At 53.4% G+C, this 23,859-nt stretch carries 20 protein-coding genes; 9 read left to right on the top strand and 11 right to left on the bottom strand.

Annotated elements, in window-relative coordinates:
• Positions 1-3: 3 nt before the first annotated feature.
• The 4 genes from KXG62_RS08660 (at position 4) to KXG62_RS08645 (ending at position 3,384) form a co-directional block, all read left to right on the top strand.
• On the top strand, positions 4-459 hold the full coding sequence (locus KXG62_RS08660) for a hypothetical protein (RefSeq protein ID WP_218091544.1): 456 nt from the start codon (positions 4-6) through the stop codon (positions 457-459).
• A 359-nt stretch (positions 460-818) separates the two neighbouring features.
• Positions 819-1,796: an ABC transporter ATP-binding protein gene (locus KXG62_RS08655; protein ID WP_218091543.1), complete on the top strand. Its 978-nt coding sequence runs from the start codon at positions 819-821 to the stop codon at positions 1,794-1,796.
• Positions 1,793-2,596, top strand: coding sequence for an ABC transporter permease (locus tag KXG62_RS08650; RefSeq protein WP_218091542.1), 804 nt, complete (start codon positions 1,793-1,795; stop codon positions 2,594-2,596). The genes KXG62_RS08655 and KXG62_RS08650 overlap by 4 nt, the downstream gene beginning before the upstream one ends.
• A gap of 5 nt (positions 2,597-2,601) precedes the next feature.
• Complete coding sequence (locus tag KXG62_RS08645) at positions 2,602-3,384, top strand: ABC transporter permease (RefSeq protein WP_218091541.1); 783 nt, start codon at positions 2,602-2,604, stop codon at positions 3,382-3,384.
• Between the two features lie 724 nt (positions 3,385-4,108).
• On the opposite strand, the gene KXG62_RS08640 is transcribed toward KXG62_RS08645, so the two are convergent.
• From KXG62_RS08640 to KXG62_RS08625, 4 genes are all read right to left on the bottom strand, one after another.
• Positions 4,109-4,906 carry an arylamine N-acetyltransferase family protein gene (locus KXG62_RS08640; RefSeq protein ID WP_218091540.1) on the bottom strand — a complete coding sequence of 266 codons (798 nt, stop codon included), beginning with the start codon at positions 4,904-4,906 and terminating at the stop codon, positions 4,109-4,111.
• A 232-nt stretch (positions 4,907-5,138) separates the two neighbouring features.
• The gene (locus KXG62_RS08635) at positions 5,139-5,435 is read right to left on the bottom strand and encodes a hypothetical protein (protein WP_218091539.1); all 297 of its coding nucleotides are present in this window, start codon (positions 5,433-5,435) and stop codon (positions 5,139-5,141) included.
• Positions 5,436-5,730: 295 nt separating this feature from the next.
• Entirely contained in the window at positions 5,731-6,108 is a 378-nt protein-coding gene (locus KXG62_RS08630; RefSeq protein WP_218091538.1) for a VOC family protein, read from the bottom strand.
• Positions 6,109-6,194: 86 nt separating this feature from the next.
• The gene (locus KXG62_RS08625) at positions 6,195-7,013 is read right to left on the bottom strand and encodes a helix-turn-helix transcriptional regulator (RefSeq protein ID WP_218091537.1); all 819 of its coding nucleotides are present in this window, start codon (positions 7,011-7,013) and stop codon (positions 6,195-6,197) included.
• 539 nt (positions 7,014-7,552) lie between these two features.
• On the opposite strand from KXG62_RS08625, the gene KXG62_RS08620 reads away from it, so the two are divergent.
• Positions 7,553-8,602, top strand: coding sequence for a glycerophosphodiester phosphodiesterase family protein (locus KXG62_RS08620; RefSeq protein ID WP_218091536.1), 1,050 nt, complete (start codon positions 7,553-7,555; stop codon positions 8,600-8,602).
• A gap of 65 nt (positions 8,603-8,667) precedes the next feature.
• On the opposite strand, the gene KXG62_RS08615 is transcribed toward KXG62_RS08620, so the two are convergent.
• The 4 genes from KXG62_RS08615 to KXG62_RS08600 all read right to left on the bottom strand — a co-directional run bounded on the left by KXG62_RS08615 (position 8,668) and on the right by KXG62_RS08600 (position 12,531).
• Positions 8,668-10,056: a fused MFS/spermidine synthase gene (locus tag KXG62_RS08615; protein ID WP_218091535.1), complete on the bottom strand. Its 1,389-nt coding sequence runs from the start codon at positions 10,054-10,056 to the stop codon at positions 8,668-8,670.
• Between the two features lie 206 nt (positions 10,057-10,262).
• Positions 10,263-11,009, bottom strand: a complete 747-nt coding sequence (locus KXG62_RS08610) for an amino acid ABC transporter ATP-binding protein (RefSeq protein WP_281426680.1) — start codon at positions 11,007-11,009, stop codon at positions 10,263-10,265.
• A gap of 14 nt (positions 11,010-11,023) precedes the next feature.
• Positions 11,024-11,683: an amino acid ABC transporter permease gene (locus tag KXG62_RS08605; protein ID WP_218091534.1), complete on the bottom strand. Its 660-nt coding sequence runs from the start codon at positions 11,681-11,683 to the stop codon at positions 11,024-11,026.
• A gap of 68 nt (positions 11,684-11,751) precedes the next feature.
• Positions 11,752-12,531, bottom strand: a complete 780-nt coding sequence (locus tag KXG62_RS08600; RefSeq protein ID WP_218091533.1) for an amino acid ABC transporter substrate-binding protein — start codon at positions 12,529-12,531, stop codon at positions 11,752-11,754.
• Between the two features lie 479 nt (positions 12,532-13,010).
• Between KXG62_RS08600 and KXG62_RS08595 the strand changes: the two genes are divergently transcribed.
• The 3 genes from KXG62_RS08595 to KXG62_RS08585 all read left to right on the top strand — a co-directional run bounded on the left by KXG62_RS08595 (position 13,011) and on the right by KXG62_RS08585 (position 17,087).
• On the top strand, positions 13,011-13,415 hold the full coding sequence (locus tag KXG62_RS08595; RefSeq protein WP_218091532.1) for a DUF2203 domain-containing protein: 405 nt from the start codon (positions 13,011-13,013) through the stop codon (positions 13,413-13,415).
• Positions 13,416-13,604: 189 nt separating this feature from the next.
• Complete coding sequence (locus tag KXG62_RS08590) at positions 13,605-15,206, top strand: copper resistance CopC/CopD family protein (protein ID WP_246627354.1); 1,602 nt, start codon at positions 13,605-13,607, stop codon at positions 15,204-15,206.
• A 138-nt stretch (positions 15,207-15,344) separates the two neighbouring features.
• A complete protein-coding gene (locus tag KXG62_RS08585; RefSeq protein ID WP_218091531.1) occupies positions 15,345-17,087 on the top strand; it encodes a putative bifunctional diguanylate cyclase/phosphodiesterase in 1,743 nt (580 codons plus the stop codon).
• 966 nt (positions 17,088-18,053) lie between these two features.
• Here the strand turns inward: KXG62_RS08585 and KXG62_RS08580 are convergent.
• Both KXG62_RS08580 and KXG62_RS08575 read right to left on the bottom strand, forming a co-directional pair.
• The gene (locus KXG62_RS08580; RefSeq protein WP_218091530.1) at positions 18,054-19,238 is read right to left on the bottom strand and encodes an MFS transporter; all 1,185 of its coding nucleotides are present in this window, start codon (positions 19,236-19,238) and stop codon (positions 18,054-18,056) included.
• A 103-nt stretch (positions 19,239-19,341) separates the two neighbouring features.
• Positions 19,342-20,280 carry an aldo/keto reductase gene (locus KXG62_RS08575; RefSeq protein WP_218091529.1) on the bottom strand — a complete coding sequence of 313 codons (939 nt, stop codon included), beginning with the start codon at positions 20,278-20,280 and terminating at the stop codon, positions 19,342-19,344.
• Positions 20,281-20,569: 289 nt separating this feature from the next.
• Between KXG62_RS08575 and KXG62_RS08570 the strand changes: the two genes are divergently transcribed.
• Positions 20,570-22,315 carry a methyl-accepting chemotaxis protein gene (locus KXG62_RS08570; RefSeq protein ID WP_218091528.1) on the top strand — a complete coding sequence of 582 codons (1,746 nt, stop codon included), beginning with the start codon at positions 20,570-20,572 and terminating at the stop codon, positions 22,313-22,315.
• An 86-nt stretch (positions 22,316-22,401) separates the two neighbouring features.
• Here KXG62_RS08570 and KXG62_RS08565 read toward each other — a convergent pair whose 3' ends face one another.
• The gene (locus tag KXG62_RS08565; protein ID WP_218091527.1) at positions 22,402-23,751 is read right to left on the bottom strand and encodes an ABC transporter substrate-binding protein; all 1,350 of its coding nucleotides are present in this window, start codon (positions 23,749-23,751) and stop codon (positions 22,402-22,404) included.
• Positions 23,752-23,859: the final 108 nt, after the last annotated feature.

Genomic DNA, 23,859 nt, shown 5'->3' with positions numbered 1-23,859 from the left:
GGTATGAACAAATTGTACTGTTCTACGCTGCTGTTGATCGCGCTGTTCATCGGCTCATTTGGCCCCATAACCTCAAGGCTGCCCGCGGAGCCTTCAACCATTCCTGAGCCTGTATATTATGGAGATTGGACCGTTCAGAAGTGGGTTGGTTCTGCGCCGATATCGACGGCTGTTGACGAACGCATCATCGGCATGAAAGCGAGCTACACGAAGGAAAAGGCGTCCTTTGGCGAGGATGAAATGTTGAACCCTGAATATAAGGAACAGGAAATGACGAACCAGGATTTTGTGAGAGCGTACCGGACTCCATTAAGCGACCTTGGCATTTACGCGCCATCGGTTAAAACCGTACACATTCGCAATGGGACGAATCCGGGCAGCTTTCTGATGATCAAGGATGAGCAGACGTTGATGATGTTATGGGATGGCAATTACTTTGAGATGAAGAAGGAGAAGTAACACCTGACGATTCACGGACCGTCGGGGCATATAGCAAGCGGAAGACAAGGCTGCCGGTATGACCGGCGGCCTTGTTGCATAAGCGGGTATTTGTATTTGCCTAGCCTTATAAACACAAAAAAACGACATAAAATATGTCGCATGCCTGTTTTAGATAGATTTTAACTAAAGATAGACGTCCTTGACTTCTATAATATTAGTATAACTTACACTCGATTATAAGTCTATACTTTTTTGGGCGTTTTGGATATATTTTGTCAGTACCCCATTTGAAGGAGGTTGTGTTCCATGCAGGAAGGTCGGATTCAGGATTACGATACCACCGGTGTGAAGAGTCGGCAAGAAGGGAGAGTGCGAGCATGATTGAGCTTCAGGGCATCAGCAAATCGTTTAAGGTAGCCAAACGGTCTGCCGGACTAAGGCAGGCGGCGAAAGCCCTTTTTGTCCGCGAACACACGATCGTCCATGCGCTTCACGACATTTCGTTTTCGATCGGCGAAGGAGAAATCGTAGGGTATATCGGCCCGAACGGGGCGGGAAAGTCGACGTCCATCAAGGTGATGAGCGGCATTCTGATGCCGGACCGCGGCACGTGCAGCGTCATGGGATTTACGCCGTGGAAAGACCGGACGGCATATGTCCGGCATATCGGTGTCGTCTTCGGCCAGCGCTCTCAGCTGTGGTGGGACGTACCCGTCATCGACTCGTTCGAGCTGCTGCGGGATATATACCACATTCCGGCAGCCGAATATAAAAAGAACCTCAGCCTGCTGACGGAAACGCTCGGTCTGCAGGAGATCATGCACATGCCCGTCCGGCAGCTCAGTCTCGGCCAGCGGATGCGCTGCGAAATCGCCGCCTCGCTGCTGCACGGGCCGAAAATATTGTTCCTCGACGAGCCGACGATCGGACTCGACGCCGTCAGCAAAATCGCCGTTCGGCAGTTCATCAAGACGATTAATAAGGAAAAAGGCGTAACGGTCATCTTGACGACGCATGATATGCAGGATATCGAGGCGCTGGCGGACCGCATCCTGATGATCGGGAAAGGGACGCTGCTGTACGACGGGACGGTCAGCGCACTGCGCGGCAAGTTCGGAACGCATCGGCTCGTCACGATCGACTTCCGCGAGCATGCGACGCCGGTCGATATACGCGGGGCGTCGCTGATCTCGTGGTCGCCGGAGCGGGCCGTATTCAGCGTCGATACGGAGCGGGCCGCCATTGCCGGCGTCATCTCCGCCTTATCCGAGCATGTAGAGCTGCTCGATGTCGCGATCGAATCGACGCCGGTGGAGCAGCTGATCGTCGAGCTGTACAAGGAGCATCAAGTATGAGTGCGTATTTGTCGGTATGGAAGCTGCGGTTTATTACGAGTCTGCAATATCGCTCGGCGGCGTTGGCCGGCATGGTGACGCAGTTGTTTTTCGGATTTATATTCATCATGGTGTATGAAGCGTTTTACAGCCAGAGCACAATCACGCCGCCGATGTCGCTTGGCGATCTGGTCGCGTATGTATGGCTGCAGCAAATGTTTCTCGGCTTCGTCATGCTGTGGATCCGCGACAACGAAATATTCCAGATGATCACATCCGGCAATATCGCCTACGAATTGTGCCGGCCGTGCGACATTTATCCGTTCTGGTACGCCAAGCTCGTGGGCGAGCGGCTGGCAACCGTCCTGCTGCGCTGCATCCCGATTGCCGTCGTCGTGCTGCTGCTGCCGGAGCCTTACCGGATGAGTTTGCCATCTTCACCGGCACGGCTGGCCCTGTTCGTCGTGACGCTGCTGCTCGGCATGCTGGTCGTGGTCGCCATCTCGATGCTGATCTATATCTCGGTATTTTGGACGATGTCGCCGACAGGCTCGGTGGTCATGATTGCCATCGCCGGTCAATTTTTCGCAGGGCTCACCATCCCTGTCCCCTTGATGCCGCCATGGCTGCAAACCGTCACGTATGGGCTTCCGTTCCGCTGGACGGCGGACTTCCCTTTTCGCGTATACTCCGGGCATATTCCGCAGAGCGAAGCGCTATGGGGCATCCTGGTGCAGGTCCTATGGCTCACTGCGCTTGTGGCATTCGGCAGATGGGCGATCCGGCGGGCGCTGCGTCAAATCGTCGTACAGGGAGGCTGATCCGCATGAGCTTATATATGAAGTATGTATCGATACTGTTGAAATCCCAGATGCAATACCGCGCCTCGTTTTGGCTGCTGACGCTGGGGCAGTGCTTGACGCCGCTCACCGTATTTGCCGGAGTGTACTTTATGTTCGCCCGGTTCGGCCAGCTGAAAGGGTGGGATTTCTTCGAGGTCACGCTGTTGTTTGCCGTCGTCGGGATGGCTTATTCGCTCAGCGAATGCTTTTCCCGGGGGTTCGACTCGTTCTCCTCCCTTGTGGCCGGGGGGGGATTCGACCGGCTGCTCGTTCGGCCGCGGAACACCGTGCTGCAAGTGCTCGGCTCCCGGTTCGAATTCAATCGCGTAGGCCGGCTGCTGCAGAGCGCGATCATCCTCGTCTGGGCTTTGTATCATTTGCCTGTGGAGTGGAGCGCCATGAAGGCGCTGACGCTGCTGTTCATGATCGCGGGCGGCATCGGGATCTTCAGCGGCATCTTTATACTGACGGCGACGCTCTGCTTCTGGACGGTTCAGGGGCTTGAGATCGCCAATATTTTGACCGACGGCGGCCGTGAAATGGCGCAGTACCCGCTGAACATTTATCGCAGGGGAGTGACCGTATTTTTCACCTTCGTCATCCCGTTCGGCTGCGTCAGCTACTTGCCCTTGCAGTATATTCTTGACCGGGTTCAAGGCAGCGCGCTGCTCTACATGCTGATGCCGCTGGCCGGCATTCTGTTTCTCGTTCCTTGCCTGCTCGTGTGGCATATCGGGGTGCGCCATTACCGGTCCACCGGGTCGTAGCAAGCAGCACCACCGCTGGCAGCTGTTCCCTGAGAATAAAGTTGTTTAAAATAGTCGCAAAAAATGCAAACCCGGCCTATGATGCGGGCCGGGTCAGCAATAAAGTTGTTTAAAATCATTGAATCCAGTAAGAAAATCGCTGCTAACTTATGCATTTCTGTTTACCACTTATTTCTATGCGGAATTCAAATTATCCTACCAGTAGCACAACAACGGCAACCGAACATTGGCCGGCTGCCGTGTGTGATTGAGCTATCGTTTCCGTTAGGAGTTCAAAATCCCAAAGTGTTACCCAAAATAATAACCTGTGTGTTTTTTGTCATTTACTAATACCATAGCCAATGAAATGACACCCAATATAATATATATTCCAAGAAAAACTGGCATCGGTAGGATGTCCTCTCTTTCGATAATCCCCATTATGATAAATGTCGTGCCTAATAAGAAATATGGAAAAATCAGTCCTTTTTGGAATGAGGCTAGCTCATCCTCACTTAATATATTTATTACGGATTTTCTAGAAAAAATTTAACATTGAGAAAATGACAAATTCCATTTACAAGCATCCAAACAAAATTTGTGCATACATTTCCCTTACCTCCTTCAACTAAGATAGTACCATGCATTACCGTTCAGTTGTTAAGCAAATCTGCCAGTTACTTCATTGAAAAGAGGAGCTGCATCGCGACAAGCCCCTCCGCTAAAGAGTATACAACGCAACATCTTACCAAGGTCTTCGCATCCCGAAATATCGCGACAGAAGTTCCCTGTAGCTAGACTCGTCTACCGGGGTCTTGGTCATGACGCCGTCACACCACTCCGTGAAGAAGGAGGGGGTCAACGTGATCGTTCCGCGCTTCGTGACCTTCGTGACAAGAGGTTTCTTGTTGAACGGCGAGTCGGAATGCTCGGCGATTATGCGCTGAATCGCATTCAGCTCAGTATCGTGGGTAATAGTCTTCGCGGTATCGAATACGTAGCCGGTCATCCACTCGCTGTGTTTATGCTTCAGCTTCATCTCTAGGACGTAATCACCAAGTTCGGCATGCTCGCCGTACGCCGGGACAATTCGAAAGTCTCCATTTGAAGAGGAAACAGGCTCGCCTGATAACGGCAAAGGTCGCAGCGGCAGATTACTGCCGAAGCCCGTATCGACGAGGTAAGTCTGATTCTCATGCCGGAGCAGAATCGTAACATGCGTACGTCCGGTGGCCGGGTAACGCTGCTTCTCGTGATTGTATACCACGCCGCTGACCATCCGGGCGTCCAGTCCGTTGTCCAGCATGAAGAAGCAAAACAGTGTATTCAATTCATAGCACAGGCCTCCTTCACCTTGAACCGTAATTTTGTCCAAGAGCTGCTCCTTTGAGATGGTCTGTGTTCTGGATTCGATGATTGCAAAATTTTCAAAAGGGACCGTGAACGCCGTTCGTTCGAGAACAGTGCTCAACTGGTCGAACGTAAGCGGTCCGTCGTCCAACAGTCCGATTCTTGCCCGAAATGGTGCGTTCACATTGCGCATGATTCGTACCTCCTAGACTCAATAATAGATGGTCAGTTTTCCATTATATCGGCCGCTCACGCGAAGAAGTAAGCTGCTTAAATGGAAATATTGTGCCTATTTCCCCGGAACATTGGAGTACAGAATGTCTCACATTGAACCTTAATCAGCGACCTTGATTTCGTTATATTCCAGTTAACGTAACCGAGCTGTCGTTCGTGTACCGGTAGCTTCGTCCTGGTTGCATATTCAGCTATCGTTCCCGCCGAGTAGCAGTCTGCATCTTACTTTTCGATATTTTAGCTGGATTAGAATCTCTAAATGAGCCAGACACTCCTATGACAATACCGATTAACCCTATAACAAAGCCGTAGCCACTAGATTCTTCATATGCTAGGACTACAACAGCTCCAAACAATGATAGATGAACACCTAAAAGCTGAATTTGAATTGAACTTGGATGAATAAAATCAAAGATTAGTCCCACGAAAAACAATGCAATAACTAAGAAGATAAGAACGGTCAAAATTAATAAACCTAAACTTGCCATTTTCTTACCCCTTCCTTTTAAGTTAGGCTACTCATTGCCAAATACCCTTCTTTACCTATCCTTATAAGACGATGATGGAAGTATATTGTTGCGTTAACCTGCCTTTTTAGCTTAACGATAGAAGGAGCAGCCGCCGCGACGGCCTGTTTCCTATTCCGGTTGCATTATAGCACCCGTTCAATCCAATTAAGTAATAATATTCATTTATTCCTCTGTAAGCAACAAGCAGGCGAAGATACACTGGCGACAGTGCTTCCTATCTGCTTGTTGTTTAATTGCGCATTCCCTCTCTTCGCTAAGCGACGAGACTGATTAAATTGTTATCAGGGTCCTTTATGATCGCATATCGCTCTCCCCACGGTGTATCTCGGGGCTCGAGGAAGCCGTCATATCCAAGCGTCGTCAACTGACGGTACACTTCGTTCAGCGCTTCGTTACTGGAGAACTGAAAGGCGAGCTCGGTCCGGTAGCCTACAGGATCTTCCCAGCCTTCAAAAACACTCTTTACCGATTCCACCATATCGAATGCAAACACAATTCCTTCTTGCTCCACGTCTACGTGATGCGCTTCGTCGGCGCCGTCCGGAACAGCCAGCCCCAGCACGCGATAAAAATCCAACGCCCTCTTCATCTCTTCTACGTAAATCGCGACTCGTTTCAACTTTACAGTCATGCTTTGCAGCTCCCTTCGCCTTGCTTGATTTTCACTCCCATTATAGTAATTGTCCCTCATTTCAAAATAGTAAAAAACGGACTTCCTCACGCCTGCTTGGTCAGCCGTTTGAGTGGAAGTCCGTAATATCGCTTAAAAACGCCAGCGAAGTGCGACTGATCGTAGTACCCGTGTTGAAGCGCCAAATCCGTCAAGCTGAGATAGTCTCCGATGTAAAATTCCTCCAGAATGCTTTGAAAGCGGACGATGCCGAGCATCTCCTTCGGGCTGAGGCCAAGCTCCAGTTCAAAGGCCCTTCGCAGATGCCTCTCGCTGAAGTTCACTTTATCCGCCAAATCCGTTACGGAAAGATTACCTTTGACCTCGTATATATACTGCATGCTCTGGTAGACCAAAGTGGGAGCGGGCGCCTCGGTCGCATCCAGTATTTGGCCCAATTGCTGCTCGACGACCTCAATCCTGTCTGGTAAGGATTGGGCAGTAAGCAGCTTTTCGACCCAATCGAGAGCCTCTTGTCCCCAGAGATCCTCCAAAAACACACGATTTGCCGTTAATGTCGATATTGGAGACTTCAGGATCGTGCGGGCCGACTCCGAATACAGCCGGATGCCCCATACCGAGCGTGCTTTTGCAAATTGCAAAACTTCGACTTGTGTCGTTAGTCCTGCGACATACGCAGCCTGCCTGCTTGATGAAGCGAACAGGTCCACTATAATATCGACACAGCCATCGGGGATAACTCGATGCCCCGGATTTCCCGGTATCGGCAGGAAATCCACCGTCCAATAGGCAGCTACATGCGACGCCAGGCGACGGCTCGGCGCAAACTCCCGGAAGTTGTGCGAGTGGATATGCAACTGCGGCTGCAATTGGGGAGCATGCAGGGGGCGGTAATGATGGCTCATCTGCGCTTCTCCCTCCTATTACGTGAAAATCTTGACACCTTGGCGGCTTTCAAGGCTAACTTGGCTCGTCGAGGACTGTATTCCACCTCATGAATGTATTGTAACAAATAACTGATAAGCGGACATATGTCCTTTTCAATTCAATAATGCAGTGTTGAAGTTTATCTTTTCCGGAAAAGGAGAATGAGATTATGAATGTTTATAAAGGAAAGACAGCGTTGATCACAAGTGCTTCTACTGGTAAGTAACTATTCTCCCGTTAGAGCTTAACGGCACGGGCCAATGTTAAACAGCATTATTATCAAATTTAAACGACTTTACTACAAATTCAACAACTTTGTTAACAAACAACGGCAGCACCATTCGCCCTTTGAACAGCCGATTCAAAGGGCTTTTTCCTTTGGAGGAGGGGGGATATAAAATTAGGGGCGAACGTCTTGGCCATTTATGCTATAATTTGTTAAAAATCCACTACAGTGTTCGCTGCATGCAATGTATGCGGCAGGGGAGAAAGAGAGAGACTCCGGGAGAGTGATTTCATGATCAAAGATAAGAAATTAATTCTTGGCGCATCTTTTTTTATACTTCTGGGGCTTGCCGCAACGAGTACGATCGTAAATATATGGCCGAAGCCGGTCGAGGCGTCCATCAAGCAGGTGAAGGTGATGCTGAACGGGCAAGAGCTGAAGCCCAGCGACAAAGCGGGGATGTACAAAAACGGCGATGAGTACGTGCCGATGTCGATCTTGAGCGGGAAGACGATTTATGTTCCGATCCGCTTCGCCTTCGAATCTACCGGGTTCGGCGTCAACTGGGACGAGAAGGGCAGCGTGGTGAACCTCACTTCCAACCAGCCGGTCAAGCCGGCCCAATCGTTCATCGTGGCGGCACATCGCGGTTATTCGAACGCCGCACCGGAAAATACGATGGCTTCCTTCAAAGCCGCCGTCGATAACAAAGCGGCGATCCTTGAATTCGACGTGCAGATTTCGCAGGACGGCGTTCCCGTCATTATTCATGACAATACGGTCGACCGGACGACGAGCGGCAAGGGAGAAGTGAAGAAGCTGACGCTTGCGCAGCTGCAGGCGCTCGACGCTGGCTCGAAGTTCAACCTTCGTTTTGCCGGGGAGAAGATTCCGACCTTGAAGGAAGTGCTGGACTTCGCGAAGACAAGCACCGTCACGCTGTATCCCGAAATTAAAGGGTATCGCACCAAGGAAGATATTACGATCATGATGAACGAATTGATGAACGCCGGCTTCGAGCAGCGGAGCGTCATTCAATCGTTCAACTACGCCGATTTCGATACGGTCCGCAGCATCTCGCAGAAGATGAAGATCGCGCTGCTCGTCAATAACGACATGGCGCAGTTCATGACGGCGCTGGACAAAGCGGTCGCCTACAAAAACGCCGCTTTATTCGTGCACAGCGGGCTGCTGACGAAATATCCCCGTTTGATCGAACTGGCGCATTTGAGCGGCGTCGAGGTCGTCGCTTGGACCGTCGACGATAAAAATACCGCCAGCACGCTGATGGACAAAGGCGCGGACGGGATCATTACGAACCGGCTGGACTTGTTCAAATAGAAAAGTAAATTGGAAAAAGAGGGCGACAAGGCCCTCTTTTTTGTGTACGCTTGCGTCTGCAGCGGTTATTGCAGCTTCCGGTTCGGAATCGATTGATCCGTGATGATGTTTCCCGCGCGGGTCGTTACTTCCATGTATTCGCTCGTCTTGACGCTGGCGAGCGGCTGCTGGCTCAGCAGGTACAATATATTCTGATCCATCTGCTTGTCATCGTAGCGGGCGATCGTCTTGACGCTACCGAAGACCGAGCCGGTCGTAGCCGTCACGTCTTCGATCAGCGAATCTCCCTCGATCGCGCCGATCATGTTGATGACGACGAGGCCCGAAGGCTTCAGCTTACGCTGCACGAGCTGGAAGAAATCCCGGGTCAGCAGATGGAACGGCACGCCTTCCGCCTTGAACGCGTCCAGCACGATCATATCGTACCGGCTGTCCTGCTTCTCGTTCAGAAGGACCCGTCCGTCCCCAATCGCTACCCGATCCCCTGCGTAGCCGAAATATTTGCGGCTCAGCTCCAGCACTTGCGGGTCCAGCTCCGCCACCTCGATCGTTTTGCCCGACTGCTCCAGCGCGTTCGTCAGAATGCCTGCTCCATGCCCGATCATAAAGATGTTATGGGCCTGCGGTGCATACGTATCCGCGATGTGAAGCGTTTCTCTAATGTAGCTGAATAAAATGTTGTTACGGTCGTTTTTGTCGATGGCGCCCTGAAGCGCATGCGTGTCGAACTGCATGAACACGTAGTCGCCGGGTTGTCCGTTGTATTCGCTGCTCTCGGTGATGAAAATATCATGATACGGCGTCGATACGTGATCCTTGATCGGGTTGTCGCCGAGCCGCGCCCCGCCGATGTCGAGCAGCGGGATGAAGGCGATGGCGAACAGGCACAGCTTGTACCATTTGACTTCCATCATAAACCAGCTGAGAAAATAAATGAGCGCGAACCCGATGACGATATGCTGCAGCCGCATTCCGGGAAGCATGTAAAATGTCGTAATCAGCGTCCCGGCCACACTGCCTACGCTGACGACCATATGGTAGATGCCGATTTTGACGCCTTCCGTTCGTTCTCCGATCCCGAGCTTCATCAATCCGGGAATGGCGGCGCTGCTGAGAATGGACGGAATTAAAAATAAGAGCGACGTTTGCAGCAGGATGCTCGCCATAGTCACTTCCTCAGACAGCAGCGGCAAGGTCAATCGGCTGAGCGGCCAGGAGATCGATACGGAGACGGCAGCCCACAGCAAGTAAATCCGAATCCAACGCCGGTTCCCTTGCAGGTCCGCGGTTCTGCCGCCGAGCAAATAGCCGATGCTCGAGCCGATCAGAAATACGGAAATGATGCATGCCCAGACGGTAATGCCGCTGCCGAAGTACGGACCGAGGATGCGGGAAGCGAGCATTTCAAAGCCCATGTACACGTAACTTGCCAAAAACAATATCAACGCAATCATACCGAACCCCCGTGCCTTGGTTTGTCTGCATTCAGACTTTCCTACAGTATAGCCGATTTGCGGGCGAAGGGGGAATGGTCGCGGCTAACGTGCTGTATTTGGAATACGAAAAAAGCAGCCTGCCCCAGTATGCTCCTGATCGCCAACGGTTGCGAATGGGGGATACGATGGGTAGCGCTGCTCATTTTGCGGATACATTCGAGCTGTTATTTCAATCCATGACTCAAAAATGCTTTCGTCCGGTCGAAGCGCGGATTCGCAAACAGCTCCTCCGGTGAGCCGGATTCGAGAATCTGGCCGTCATCCATGAAGAGGACGCGGCTTGCGACTTCCTTGGCAAAGCCCATTTCGTGGGTCACGACGATCATCGTCGTATGCTCCTCGGCCAGCCGCTTCATGACTTGAAGCACTTCCCCGGTCAGCTCCGGGTCGAGGGCGGACGTCGGCTCGTCGAACAGCAGGATGTGCGGATTCATCATCAGCGCGCGGGCGATCGCCACCCGCTGCTTCTGGCCGCCCGACAGCTTCGCCGGGTACATCGACTCCCGTCCGGACAGTCCCACTTTCTCCAGCAGCTCGCCGCTTCTTCGCCGAAGTTCGGCCGCCGACTCCCCTTTGACCATTCTCGGGGCAAGCTCCAAATTTTGCTGTACCGTCAAATGCGGGAACAAATTGAAATGCTGGAACACCATGCCCATCTTGGAAGTGATCTGTTTGATTTTGCGCGGGGCGGAGTACGCCCCCTCCTCCACCAGCTCCTCGCCATCGACCCGGATCGTCCCGCCGTCGATTTGCTCCAGATGAACGAGACTGCGAAGCATGGTGCTTTTTCCGGAGCCGGAAGGGCCGATCACGGCAACGACATCATGCTTATGGACGTCGAACGTGATTCGTTTGAGCACTTCGAGCTCGCCATACCGTTTGCTGAGGTCGGACACTTCTATGATAGCCACATTCGCCATTCCTTTTAATCAAATTTGAATCGCCGTTCCAGCCATTTGAACCATGCGGTCAGCAGGAGCGTCATGATCAGATAGATGATACCGGCGATGAAGAAGGGCACGATCGTAAAATCGCGGTTCACGACGGTTTGCGCATAATGCAGCAGCTCCGGAACGGAGACGGCGTAGAGCAGCGCGGTATCCTTCACCAGCGTAACCGATTCGTTGGATACGGCCGGGAGGGCGACGCGAAACATTTGCGGCAAAATGACGCGCGTCGTCGTCTGCCATTTGCTGAGGCCCAGCACCTGGGCCGCCTCATACTGCCCCTTATCGATGGCAAGCAGGCCGCCCCGGAAAATTTCGGAGAAATAAGCCGCATAGTTCAGGATGAAGCCGAGGCAGGCCGCGGTAAAACGGTCCAGCACCAAGTATTCGCCGATCACCGGGAGCATGGGCAGCCCGAAGCAAATAAAGAGCAGTTGGAGCAGCAGCGGCGTTCCGCGCATCACATAAATGTAGGTATGAGCGCACCATGCGAGCGGTTTGATGCCGCTTTGTACGGCGAGCGTAAGCAGGAAGCCAAGCGGTATAGACACCGCGATGGCGATCAAAAACAGCAGTACCGTCATTTGAGCGCCTTCGAGCATCGGCTTGATCATCGTAACGAGTTGATCAACGGACATATGAAAATTCCTCCAACATGAAAACAGGATTTCCGAAGAGATCCCGTTTTCGCTGCATTCATGAAATGCTATTTCAACACTTTATCTTCGCCGAACCATTTTTGCGAAATTTTCGCGGCGGTGCCGTCCTGATTCAGCTCGTCGAGCGCTTTTTGCAGCTTTTGCAGCAGCGCTTCGTTGCCTTTCTTGACGCCGATCCCGTATTCCTCGGGAGCGAGCGATTCGCCGAGCAGCTTGAACGTGCCGTTGTCTTTGGACATATAGTATTTGATGACCACTTCGTCGATGACGACGGCGTCGACGCGGCCGATCTTCAAGTCGCTCAAAGCCAGTACATTATCCGCATATTCGGTGACGGTTTTAATTTTGGACTTGATCGGGCTGTCGTTCAGGGCATCCGCTGCGGAAGACAACGACTGCAGGCCTACCGTTTTCCCGGCCAGGTCGTCCAGCTTGGTCAAGTTCGATTTGGCCAACGTGACGATCACCTGCGCATTTTTCAAATAAGGCTTCGTGAACAGTACCTTGCCTTTCCGTTCGTCGGTAATCGTATATCCGTTCCAGATGAGGTCGATCCGGCCGCTGCTCAGCTCGGATTCCTTCGTTTTCCAGTCGATCGGCTGGAACTGGGCTGTCGTACCCATCTTTTCCGCGGCCGCCTTCGCATAGTCGATATCGAATCCGACGATCTCGTTCTTCTCGTCGCGGAATCCCATGGGCGCAAATTTGTCGTCGATGCCGATCACCAGCTTTTTGCCTTCCCCTGCGGAAGACGGCTTGGAGGCGCAGCCTGTAACGAGCAGAAGTGCCGAAGCGAGAAGTAAACCAATAGTTGCCATGCGTTTCATGATGTAAAATAAACCACCTTTTGTCTGATTGTGTGTCATGTTGCTTTAGTACGTTACCACTTTATCAAGAATTTCATCATAACATAGGTTGTAAAATGCTGTCGATAAGCAGATTGAACCAAAATATACCATTATTTAATATGATTATTTAAAATAAAACCCCATTTTACAATACTCTTAATCCGATTATTAGACCGAAGGTAAATATATTTTTGCTATATATGCTTCAGTCGCCGGGTCGCGAATTATGGCAAGCGGCTCCCTTCAGAGACGGGGAATCCGCTTGTTTGGTTCGTCTGTCCAAAATATGCTACATTATAGAAAGCTGCGGCATGAGCGCTTTCAGACCGCCCCATCGAAGGGAACGCACAGATTCGCAGGCATAGCGCGCCGCGTCTTGTCTAGGGCTGTCGAATGGCGGAAAACAGCGAATGATGTCGTATGAATTACAATCGTGCTCTAGTCATGGAGGGAGAACCGTGAAGAAATATTTTACACCGGAAGAAGCGAACGCGCTGCTGCCCGCCGTTATGCTTGATCTGGACCGGCTGCAAACGATCAGCAGGCGTCTGGAGGTCAAGTTTGCCCAGCTGCAGGCACTGAAGGCGCATGTTCGCAAATACGGCGCGCCGGAAGGCGAGGACCCGTTCTTTTCCATTGAGTGCGAGATGGAGATGATGCAGCTCGAAGCCGATGCCGGCTTTCGCAGCCTGCAGCTGAAAGGGGCTCAGCTCAAGGATCTCGATACGGGACTGGTTGATTTTCCCGCGATCATCGACGGGGCCGAGGTGCTGCTCTGCTGGAAACAAGGGGAAGAGCGGATCGAGTATTACCATGGAATGGACGACGGATTTATCGGCCGAAAGCGGTTGTCACCGGAGTAAGCCGCATCGTTCGTCTGCTGAATGGCAGAGGAACGGTTCGTCAGGCCGGCATCTTCTCCGGAAGTTTCATCGAGAGTCGCCGGACGTTAGGATGGGGAGGTTTATTCATTGCTGTACCGCAACATGAGGCAGGGGGTTCTGCCTGGCAACGGTTCTTTATATCGCCTCGCTGCTCGAGGCTTCATCTTTATGTTAATGATCAGCTTGCTATTTGCCGCCGCGGGGGCGCGCGTGGCGGAAGCTCATGCCAGTCTCGTCGAATCGGTTCCCGCCGCGAACTCGTCGTTGGCTCAGCCGCCGGACAAGGTGTCGCTCACCTTCAACGAACGGCTGGAGGAAGGGCTGTATTATTTGCGCGTGTTCGATGCGGAGAAGCGAAAGGTTACGGAGCGCAGCGCGGTTATGAACGCGACGAAGACCGTTCTTGCGCTCGATTTGCCGAAGCTGCAGAAGGGGACGTATATCGTCACGTACCATGTCATTTCGGCGGACGGGCATCCCGTAGACGGCACCTACCTGTTCGCGGTAGGCCAGAGCCTCGACGCTATTGGCGGGGAAGCTGCACCGCAATTGGGCCATCCGCAAGGACACGGCGGTCTGATTGAACGGTTTACGTTCGGAGACGGTCTGCGGTTCGCTTCGCGGATCGCCTTTTATATGTCCATGCTCGCATTCACCGGCTGGCTTCTGTGGATGCGGTGGTTCGGCAGCAGCACGGCGGAGCCTGTTCGCGCAAGGCTGAAGCTGTGGGGCGAGCGCCTGCAGCAATCGTATTTGATCATCTATATTTTGTTCATGTGGGCTCATCTGTGGCAGCTCGTCGGCGACGCCGGGGCTCAAGGGCTGCTGCGGCTGTTTGCTTCGACCGGCATCGGCTACGCCTGGATCGGCGGACTGCTGCTCGCGCTGCTGTCTTTCGTGCTGCTGTACCGCAGCGCCTTGCTCGACTATGTGTGGGTCGCCCTCGTATGGGTAGCCAAAAGCTTCCTCGGCCACGCCGCCGCCTTCGAGCCGAAGGGCGAGACGATCCTGCTCGACTGGCTTCACTTGGCCGCAGCCTCCGTGTGGGTCGGCGGCTTGCTGCTCATGCTCGTGCTCTGGTCAACCGCCAGAGAGGAGGCCCGCAGGCTGTACGGCGCGTTTTCGCTGGCCGCCCTGCTCTCGATAATTCTGCTGATCGTGTCGGGTGTCGCGTCCGTGTTTATTTTCCTTCCGGATATCGCTTATGTGACGGAAACGGCATGGGGGACCTATTTGCTGGTCAAATCGGGGCTTGTGCTGCTTGTCGTCATTACTGCGACGCTCATTCGGTTTGCATACCGGAGGAGGAAGGAAGCGTCGGTCGGCTTGCTTGTCCGGACGGACGGGGGGCTGATGTCGCTGATCGTTGCGATCGTAGGCATCTTCACGTACTTGACGCCGCTTCCGGTCAATGAGCCGCTGAACTGGCATGTCATGGGGAACAACATTCATATGACGGCCCAGATCAATCCCGCCGCTACCGGCGTGAACGATTTTACGGTAAAAGTATGGCTCCCGGAACCGTTGGGGAAGCCGAAGCAAATCATATATAAATTGCAGGAGCAGAAGAGCGCGGACATTGCGCCGATTGAGGTGCCGCTGGAGCCGTTCGAGGATCAAAGCTTCGATGAATCGTACGGCATGAAAAAATACAGCTTCAAGGCGCGCGGACCTTATATCCCGTATCCCGGTTACTGGAAGCTGGAAATTCGGGTGATGAACTCGGCCGACGACGAGACGGTCTATGAAAAGACGATACGCGTGTATTAGCCGCATTCGACGTATAGTCCTTCAGGTCTGTATGTTCAGTCATGAAATGTAGGTCTAAATAACCACATTTTTCTTGTACATTTGGTTCCTCGGCTTTACAATAAAGCTAACACCTTATACAGGAAGCAGAGGATCATCATGGTGAACAAGAAGATTTCCGCAGAAACGGCTTCGGCTCGCGGACGTAATGCACAGGCCAAGTTTTTTCAGCATGTTTCGGAGCTGCGGTTATGGTCGGTTTTGGCCGGTGTGGAAATGTTCATGCTTGCCGGAAGGGGAGCGTTCGGCTACCGCAACGATGCTGCGGAGTACATCAGTACGTTGATGATCGTCTTGCTATCGGTTCCCCTGCTGTACGTCGTTTTTATGAAGCGAAACGGAAGCCCGGCTAAAGTCATCGGTTATGTAATGGGGCTGATTTCCGGGCTGGAGCTGCTGGAGTATGGCGCCCGCCTTGTTCTTCACGTGCCGACGGACTGGACCGGGGAGCTTCTGAGCTGGGCCGGAACGGTGGTAATGCTGATGCCGATGCTCTACTTTGTCATCGTGGATATTCGCCACCGCGAATACACGGAGCGCCAGCTTACCTACATGGCTTATCACGATGTGCTGACCGGGCTGCCGAACCGCCAAATGTTTCAGAAATCGCTAAGCTTGTCCGTCCGCGGCGCGAAAACGTCCAAGCGCAAGTTCGCCGTACTGTATATTGCACTCGATCGGTTTAAAAATGTGAATGATACGTTCGGCCATGCGTTCGGCGACCTGCTGCTGGTCGAGGCGGCGGACCGGCTGAGGGTAGGGCTGCGGCCCGGCGACCGGGTATCGCGGCCAAGCGGAGGGGAATTTACGTTGATGCTGAGGGATATCGCGGACCGTGAGGAGACGGAGCGGATGGTCAAGAGCATTATTGGGCAGTTGACCAGTCCGTTTCTGCTCGACGGCCACGAAATTCGCGTCGGCTGCAGCGTTGGCATCTCGATGTATCCTTCGGACGGAGACGATGCCGTGACACTGATGAAGAACGCGGACACAGCCATGTACCGCGCGAAGGATGAAGGCAAGAACGGCTTTGCGTTTTATGCGGCGGAGATGAACGACAGCGTCATTCAGAAGCTGGTCATGGAAGAATGGCTTAACAAAGCGATGGAGCAAAACGAATTGATGCTTTATTACCAGCCGCAGGTCGATATGACAGTCGGGCGCGTCATCGGCATGGAGGCGCTGCTGCGCTGGGCGCATCCGCGCATCGGCTTTATCTCGCCGGCGGAATTCATCCCGCTCGCCGAAGAGACCGGCCTGATCATCCCGCTGGGGAAATGGATTTTGCGCCGGGCGTGCATGCAGAATAAAGCATGGCAGCTGCAGGGCTATCCGCCGGTCAAAATGGCGGTGAACATTTCGCCCGTGCAGTTTTACCAGCACGACTTCGTGCAGGAAGTGCTCGACGCGCTGAACGAAAGCGGGCTTGATCCCAAATACCTCGAGCTGGAAATTACGGAAGGCGTGGCGATGCATCACGTTGATCAAGTGATCCTCAAGCTGCAAGCGCTCCGTAAGCTCGGCGTGCATATTGCGATGGACGATTTCGGGACAGGCTACTCGTCGCTGCATTATTTGAAGAAATTTCCGATCGACAAGCTGAAGATCGCGCAGCAATTCGTGCGCGACATTACGGTAAGCCCCGACGATGCGGCGATCGTGCAGGCAATTATGGCGATGGCCCGAAGCTTGAAGCTGCACGTCATTGCCGAAGGCGTAGAGACGAAGGAGCAGCTTGATTTCTTGCTCCATGCCGACTGCAGGGAAATTCAGGGCTATATATACAGCAAGCCGCTTCCGGCGGAAGAAATATCTTGCCTGCTGGAACGCATGTCGGCTTAACCCGACGGCAGCACAGCTGCGTCGGTTCACGCATGCGCTGAACGCGGGTCCATAACCGGCAAGCAGCGATACATACGAACAGGAGCGCTTCGATCCCCGAGAGGACGAAGCGCTCCTGTTTTTTGTTTAACGATACAAATTAATTAAACCTGAGAGAGTTTACTAAAGCGTTAAAGTATGAACTGAAAAATTGCGTACCCAGCAAAACTTCGGCTTACGAAGCAGGTTTGCTTCGCAACCCCTCGGGTCAGGTTATTTTGAATGACAACGAGAGCGAGGGATGCGACTTTGTGAGGGAAAGCCAATTCATATTTGGGCAAACTCAACTCATTTCACCTCAAAAGTATAAAAACGACGCTGTAGTTGGCCTATTCCAAGTATTCAAGGGAGGAACCCTTTGAATCGTTCGATTGGGCAATTATTTCGCTATTTGGCTATCGCTGACTCACAAATCATTCGATTTGACCTATAAATAGTTTGGTTGATCTTATGAAACAAGGCTATCCGATCCGGGGCATTCTTATGCGCGTGAAATGCATGAAAGCCTAAAGTTTCTGCTTACTATTGTGCGCGAATTGTACTTGATGAACGGTGGAGATCCGGAAGCGCCGCCATAGTTTTCTAGTGAAGCAAAGCGTGTGGAGGAGAAAACGTACCCTGAGTATTACACGGGCAAGGAAGTCCATGGATATGAGAACCGAATCGAAGACCGGATCGGTCCCAGAGAAGCCTAGAGAAGTAGAAGGGAGCACCAAATGTATGTAAGGAAATGGATATGGGGTGGAAAAGCGACAGCGGCCGCCTTTAAAGTCGTGTTCAAACCACTTCAACCATTCAAGGAACACGACTTTAACAGCGGTTGGAGCTCCATATTCATTTCCTTCACGCTCAAATGTATGGGTTTCGACAAGGATCAAGCTGCTGGCAGTTTCTCCTTAAATCGCTTCGACGCCATCCGCCGTCCGGCTACGCTTGCGTCCGGGATGTCGTCTTCGACGGAGAGATAAGCTCCGCGTCTGCCGCTTCGCGGTAGCATACGTAAAAGAGCAGCCGGCTGGCGGCGATGACGATAAAGCATCCCCATAGCGGCAGAACGGCGGTCAAGAAGCCCGCGATTAAAGCGCCGACGGCGTTGCCGGCGTTCATGACGAGCTGGAAGTCGGAGAAATACGCCATCTCTTTATTGTGTTTGCCGGCTTCGTTCATCATGATCGATTGCGAAGCGACCTCGTGCACGGCAAGACATACGCCGATCCAGCCTTGAAGAGCCAGAAGCGCCCAATAGCTGCCGATGAAGCCGTAGGGCAGCACCGAGAGCGCCATCCCGATGACGGCCGCGCCATACACCTTCATCAGGCCGAATCGTTCCATCCAGCGCCTGGCAAGCGGCAGCAGCAAGGTCGATACGATGCCCGCCGTGACGACAAAGTAGGCGATTTGCGAATTGCTCAAATTGAGCACTTTGACGTGATAAATGATGAACAGCGGCGCGGCCATGGCGATGCCGACATTGTTCAGCCCCATCCACCACGTCTTGCGGTCGCATTCCTGAAAGGGCCGTACGAGCGCCAGTCGGAACGGCTGCTTCTCGCGCGGCGCGAGCTCGGCGATCAGCGACATGCCGGCGAACGTGGCGATGCAGCCGACGAGCATGGATATGACGTAGTTCAGCGGGAATATATGGTTGTACGCGTCGAGATAATGGCCGATGCCAAAGCTGCCGACCGTCACGATGGCGATGCCGATCATCTTGTTGTTGCTGAATATTTTCGGGAATTCGCGCGGCTCGACCCAGCGGCGCATAATCGCCGGCTGCTGGGCCCCGTTCACCATGACGGCGACGGCGTTCACGGACCAGAATAACAGCAAATACGGGATCGGATTCGGCAGCAGCACCGACAGCGCCATCGATAAAAAGGCAAATTGGCGAACATAGCCGCTCGTCAAAAAAACGCCTCTGGTCACGGGCAGCTGCCGCGTCAAAAACGCGAGAGACAGCGCGCAGAACAGAGGCGGCAGCGAATTGGACAGCGCAATTTCAAAGTTGCTTGCGCCAAGTCTGGCAATCAGCACCTGCAGAAATGTAAAAAAACTGACGCTTTTAATGTTTTGCAAGGCGGCATCCAAATAAATTCGGGTCGACAGTTTCATTACATCTCCAAACCTTTCGCGGGTAGTTTCTAATGAGTTGTCATTAGTCTACCGCGGGGACAACCCGAATCCCATGGACGGTCTGATCGAAAAACATGGATTTTTATGCTTCCTGCGCGGTCGCCTTATCCCAATTTTGCGGATGGCCGTCGCCTGCGTAGTTCGCGGCTGCCGCATTCGAGATCACTTGCGCGGGACTTTTGCAGCCGGGAATGACGGCGGTTACGGCCGGGTGCTTGAGGCACCAGGCGAGCGCCCATGTCGCCATATCCATGCCTTCTGGTACCTCACGCTCGCCAATACGCTCGACCTCCTGCAGCTTGGCCAGCGTCTGCTGCGGGTCATGGCGCTGCCTTACGTCGTTGTCGCCGAACGTCGCGCCGGGCTTGTATTTGCCGCTCAAATAGCCGCTGGCCAGCGGCACGCGCGCCAGCACGCCCAGATCCTGCCGCTGGCAGGAAGGAAATACACGCTCTTCCGGCTTGCGGTCGAGCCGGTTGTATACGACCTGAATGACCTGCGAGCCGACTTTCTCCGACGCATCGGTCTGATGCAGGTTATCGTTGCTGCCGATCGAGGTGCCGAGATGACGGATTTTGCCGGCCTGCACCTGCTTGTCCAGCATCGTCCACAGCGCGTCTTGATCGAAGGCTTCGTCCGGTCCCGAATGGAACTGGTACACGTCGATATAATCGGTCCGCAGCGCCTGAAGCGATGCCTCGAGCTGTGCGAGCACCTCTTGGGCCGAATAATGCGGCGTACGGTTCTGATGTCCGTGAAAGTGGTGGCCGAATTTGGTGGCGACGATCCAATCCTCGCGTCGTCCGCGGGATATATAATCGCCGATCAGCGATTCCGACGTATGGTCGCCGTAGCATTCCGCGGTATCAATCAGGTTGATGCCGGAATCTTTCGCTTGATTCAAGATGGCGTCCGCTTCGGCCTGGGTAAACGTCTTGCCCCATTCGCCCCCGAACTGCCATGTGCCTACGCCGATAACGGAAACTTTCAAATTCGTCTTGCCGAGTCTGCGGTATTTCATTGTTCGTTCTCCTCCTCATCGTCCTTGATTCCATTCTACAAAAGTTGGCAGTGCGCGGCAAATGCGCGCAAGCGCGGAACGGCTGCTTGAGTCGGCTGATGCGTTAAAAAAGTGAGCAAGATGGGAGAAAAGCACTAAATTCCAAGAGGCAAAGAACCGATATATACTACATAATTCTACAAAAGGTGATAAAATTTTATGTTATTTTTAGTGTTTTTCGACATAAAACGACATATATCGCCTTGAGAACAGCGTTGCAAGTTCATCAACCACATTAGGAGGGTTTATTATGTTCAAGGTCATTACTGGAAGCGTTTCACGCAAGCTGACACTGACGCTGTTCATCATTCTGCTTGTTTTTTCTTCCGTGTCGGCTTTCATGTCTTATCAGACGGCTCGCGGGCTTTATCTTCGTAACATTACCACCATTCATGAGACGAGTGCGATCACGACGAATATGATCAGCGCCTTCGTCGCCGGGACCATCGCCAAACAAAAGGCGGGTGGGGACGTCAAGACCGACGAGAATCAGAAGACGGTGTCCAGCGTCCTTAGCTCAATGTCGGCGAAGGATCTCGTCGAGAATGCCTATGTTCTTTATCCGGACGTAACGAAGCAAGACGGCAAGGAATATATGACGATGATCGGAGCGAGCGCTGAGCTGGAAAAGGCGCTTCCTCCTATGAGCAAATACGAGCTCGGCGATGCGTTTATCAAAGGCGTCGGCGCCTTGAAGGAGAGCAAGGTCGTTCTGACGGATAGCTACACTGACGTGAACGGTACCTATATCAGTACGCTATCCAACGTGACGGACGAGAAGGGGAACGTGATCGCAGTTTTCGGCCTTGATTTCAACTACGGTCAAGTGCAGCAGATGTTGAAGGATGAAGTGATTCACTCCATTGTCACGGCATTGGTTCTTGCTCTCGTATTCTCCTCTTTGATCTGGTTCATTATTACGAAGCAGCTCGTTCCTTTCAAAGCGCTGATGTCGGCGACGAATCGTGCCGCTCACGGTGATTTCTCCTTCCAGATGAAAGTGGCGCATCAAGATGAGTTCGGCCGCTTAACGGAAAATTTCAACACGATGCTCGCCGGCGTGTCCGGGCTGCTCAAGGACGTTGCAGGCTCGACGAAGGATGTCGTCGCCGCCTCGCATATCATGTACGAGGGAGCCGGTCAAAGCTTGTCGTCGGCCAAAGAAATCGCCCGGGCGATGCAGGAGGTAGCGGCAGGCTCCGAGGCGCAAATGCAGAGCACCGAGGAAACGAAGCGGGCGGTCGGGGAGATGGCCGCCGGTGTGCAGCGGATTGCCGAATCGGCGGGGGACGTGACCGAATACGTCTTTTCCGTTTCCGCCGAAACGGGGGAGAATCAGAAGCTGATGGCCGGCACGGTGGAACAGATGGAGCGTATTAACGAGAGCGTGCAGGCGGCGGTTCAGCAGCTGGATCGGCTGCTCGAACGCTCCGCCGATATTACGGGCATCGTCGGTGTCATTACCGATATTGCTAACCAGACGAACCTGCTGGCCTTGAACGCCTCGATCGAAGCGGCGCGGGCCGGAGAGCAGGGACGCGGATTTGCCGTCGTCGCCGGCGAGATCAGGAAGCTGGCGGAGCAGTCCAGACAATCCTCGGAGAACATCGCGGAGCTGATTCATGCGATCAATGCGGATACGCGCGAAATTGCCGAGAGCATGAATTCCGGCGCACAGGAAGCGGTTGGCGGCGCGGAGATCGTAAGGAAGGCGCATGAAGGGTTCGATCGGGTCGCGGAATCGATGCAGAGCATCACCGCGCAGATTCAGGAAATATCCGCAGCGACGGAGCAGTTGTCCGCAAGCTCGGAGGAAATATCCGCTACGATGGAGGAGCTCGCGCGCATTTCGGAGCAGTCGTCGAGCAGCGCCCAGGAAGTCGCCGCTTCGGTCGAGCAGCAGCTGAAGACGATGGATGAGATGGCCGGGTCTGCTCAAGGGCTGATCAGCACGGCCGATAAAGTAAAAGCGGGCGTAGGCAAATTCACGGTATAGTTTGGCGGAAGAAAGCGAAAAACGAGCGGCGGTTACCCCGGCCATGGGGAAACCGCCGCTTTTTTGAGGATTCAATGAGTTGGATGCTATTTGGCCGCAGCCTTCTCCTCTTCGATCGCCTTGGCGATTTTCTCGTCCGTGCTGCGCAAGACGGAGTTGACGTCCTGCTTGCCGGCAAGGACTTCATTGAACTCCTTGGCCAGAATCGTAGCCGGGTCGGTGGAGTAATTCGGGTTGAATGCGGGAGTCGGCGCGAATTGATTGTAATAGACCGCACTCGTATTTTTCCCGCTGAGCGCCGGCGTCTGCTGGCCGAACGTTTTGCGGACCTCTTCGTTTTTCAGGCTGGTGAGCTGTCCGTCCTTATTGTTCTTGATCTGCACCTCGTCGGAGAGCAGGTGCGCGACCGCCTGGAACGCCTGCTCCTTATACTTCCCGCCGGTGATGAAATAGACGCGCGGTTCGGATTGGAAGCCGACCTTCGGCAGCTCCGGGAATGTCGGCGCAGCGACCATGTCCCAGTTCAGCTTCTGGAATCCTTCCCGGTTATAGGAGGAGAGCGGGGAAACGATCATGGCCATGTTTCGATCCGTCAGGAACGAGTTCAGCTCCGAGTTGCCGTCGCTGCCCGTCTTGAAGCCAGCCATGTTGCCCTCGATTTCGTAAAATCGTTTCGTATTGTCAAGTAACCGCTTCCAATTTGGAGTGCTGGAAGCGAGCGGCTTGGCCGTCGAAGCGTCGATCAGCGGCAAGGAAAACTGGTTCCCGTTGAAGACGAGCCGGTAAAACATGCCCATCCCGCGGTACGAAACGCCACTGTCGGATCGGGTCAGCTTGCGCGCCAGCTCATAAGCCCCATCCCAGGTCATGCCGTTCGTCGGGTAAGGGACCCCGAACCGGTCGAACACGTCTTTGTTGTAGAACAGCACCATCGGATTGAACGAATCGGGCAGCCCGAATATTTTGCCGTCCCCCGACACGTTGCGGATCGTCTGAACAGCCGCAGGGTCGAACCGGTTCAGGTCGTACTTGTTTTTCGTAATGAGCTCGGTCAAATCATACTGCAATCTGAGCTGCAGCAAATGCTTGCGCATCTCGGACAGCGAAAGCCACAACACGTCCGGCACGGTTCCGGACGTAATCAGTCCGGTTAAGTCCGTGCCCGGCGGAATATACTTCAGCGTATATTGCGGATATTTCGTCCGCACCGGTCCGGCGATCTTCTCCTCGAACAGCTCCGGCGTCATCGAGCTGCTCGCCGCATAGAACACGAGCTCCGCCGGGGCCGACAAATCGGCGGCCTTTGACAAATCTGCTTTTCCCGGGGCGTTCGAGCATGCAGGAATCAGCGCGGCGACTGCCGCCGCAGCAAGCAGCAGCTTAACCAGGTCTTTGTCTTTACGCTTTCCATGCTTCCGTTTTATTCGATTCACCATACCATCCCCTCTTTATTCGTATCATTTCCTCACGTAGTCTGCGCTAGCTTATGCCTCTTTCCAAAGTATTGCGGATGACCGGCAGCACCGTAAATAGAAAAAAGAACG

Origin of the sequence: Paenibacillus solanacearum (assembly GCF_910593845.1) — a bacterium.
Lineage (GTDB): Bacteria > Bacillota > Bacilli > Paenibacillales > NBRC-103111 > Paenibacillus_G > Paenibacillus_G solanacearum.
The sequence above is the reverse complement of the archived record's forward strand: the minus strand, read 5'-3'. Positions and strand labels throughout refer to the sequence as shown.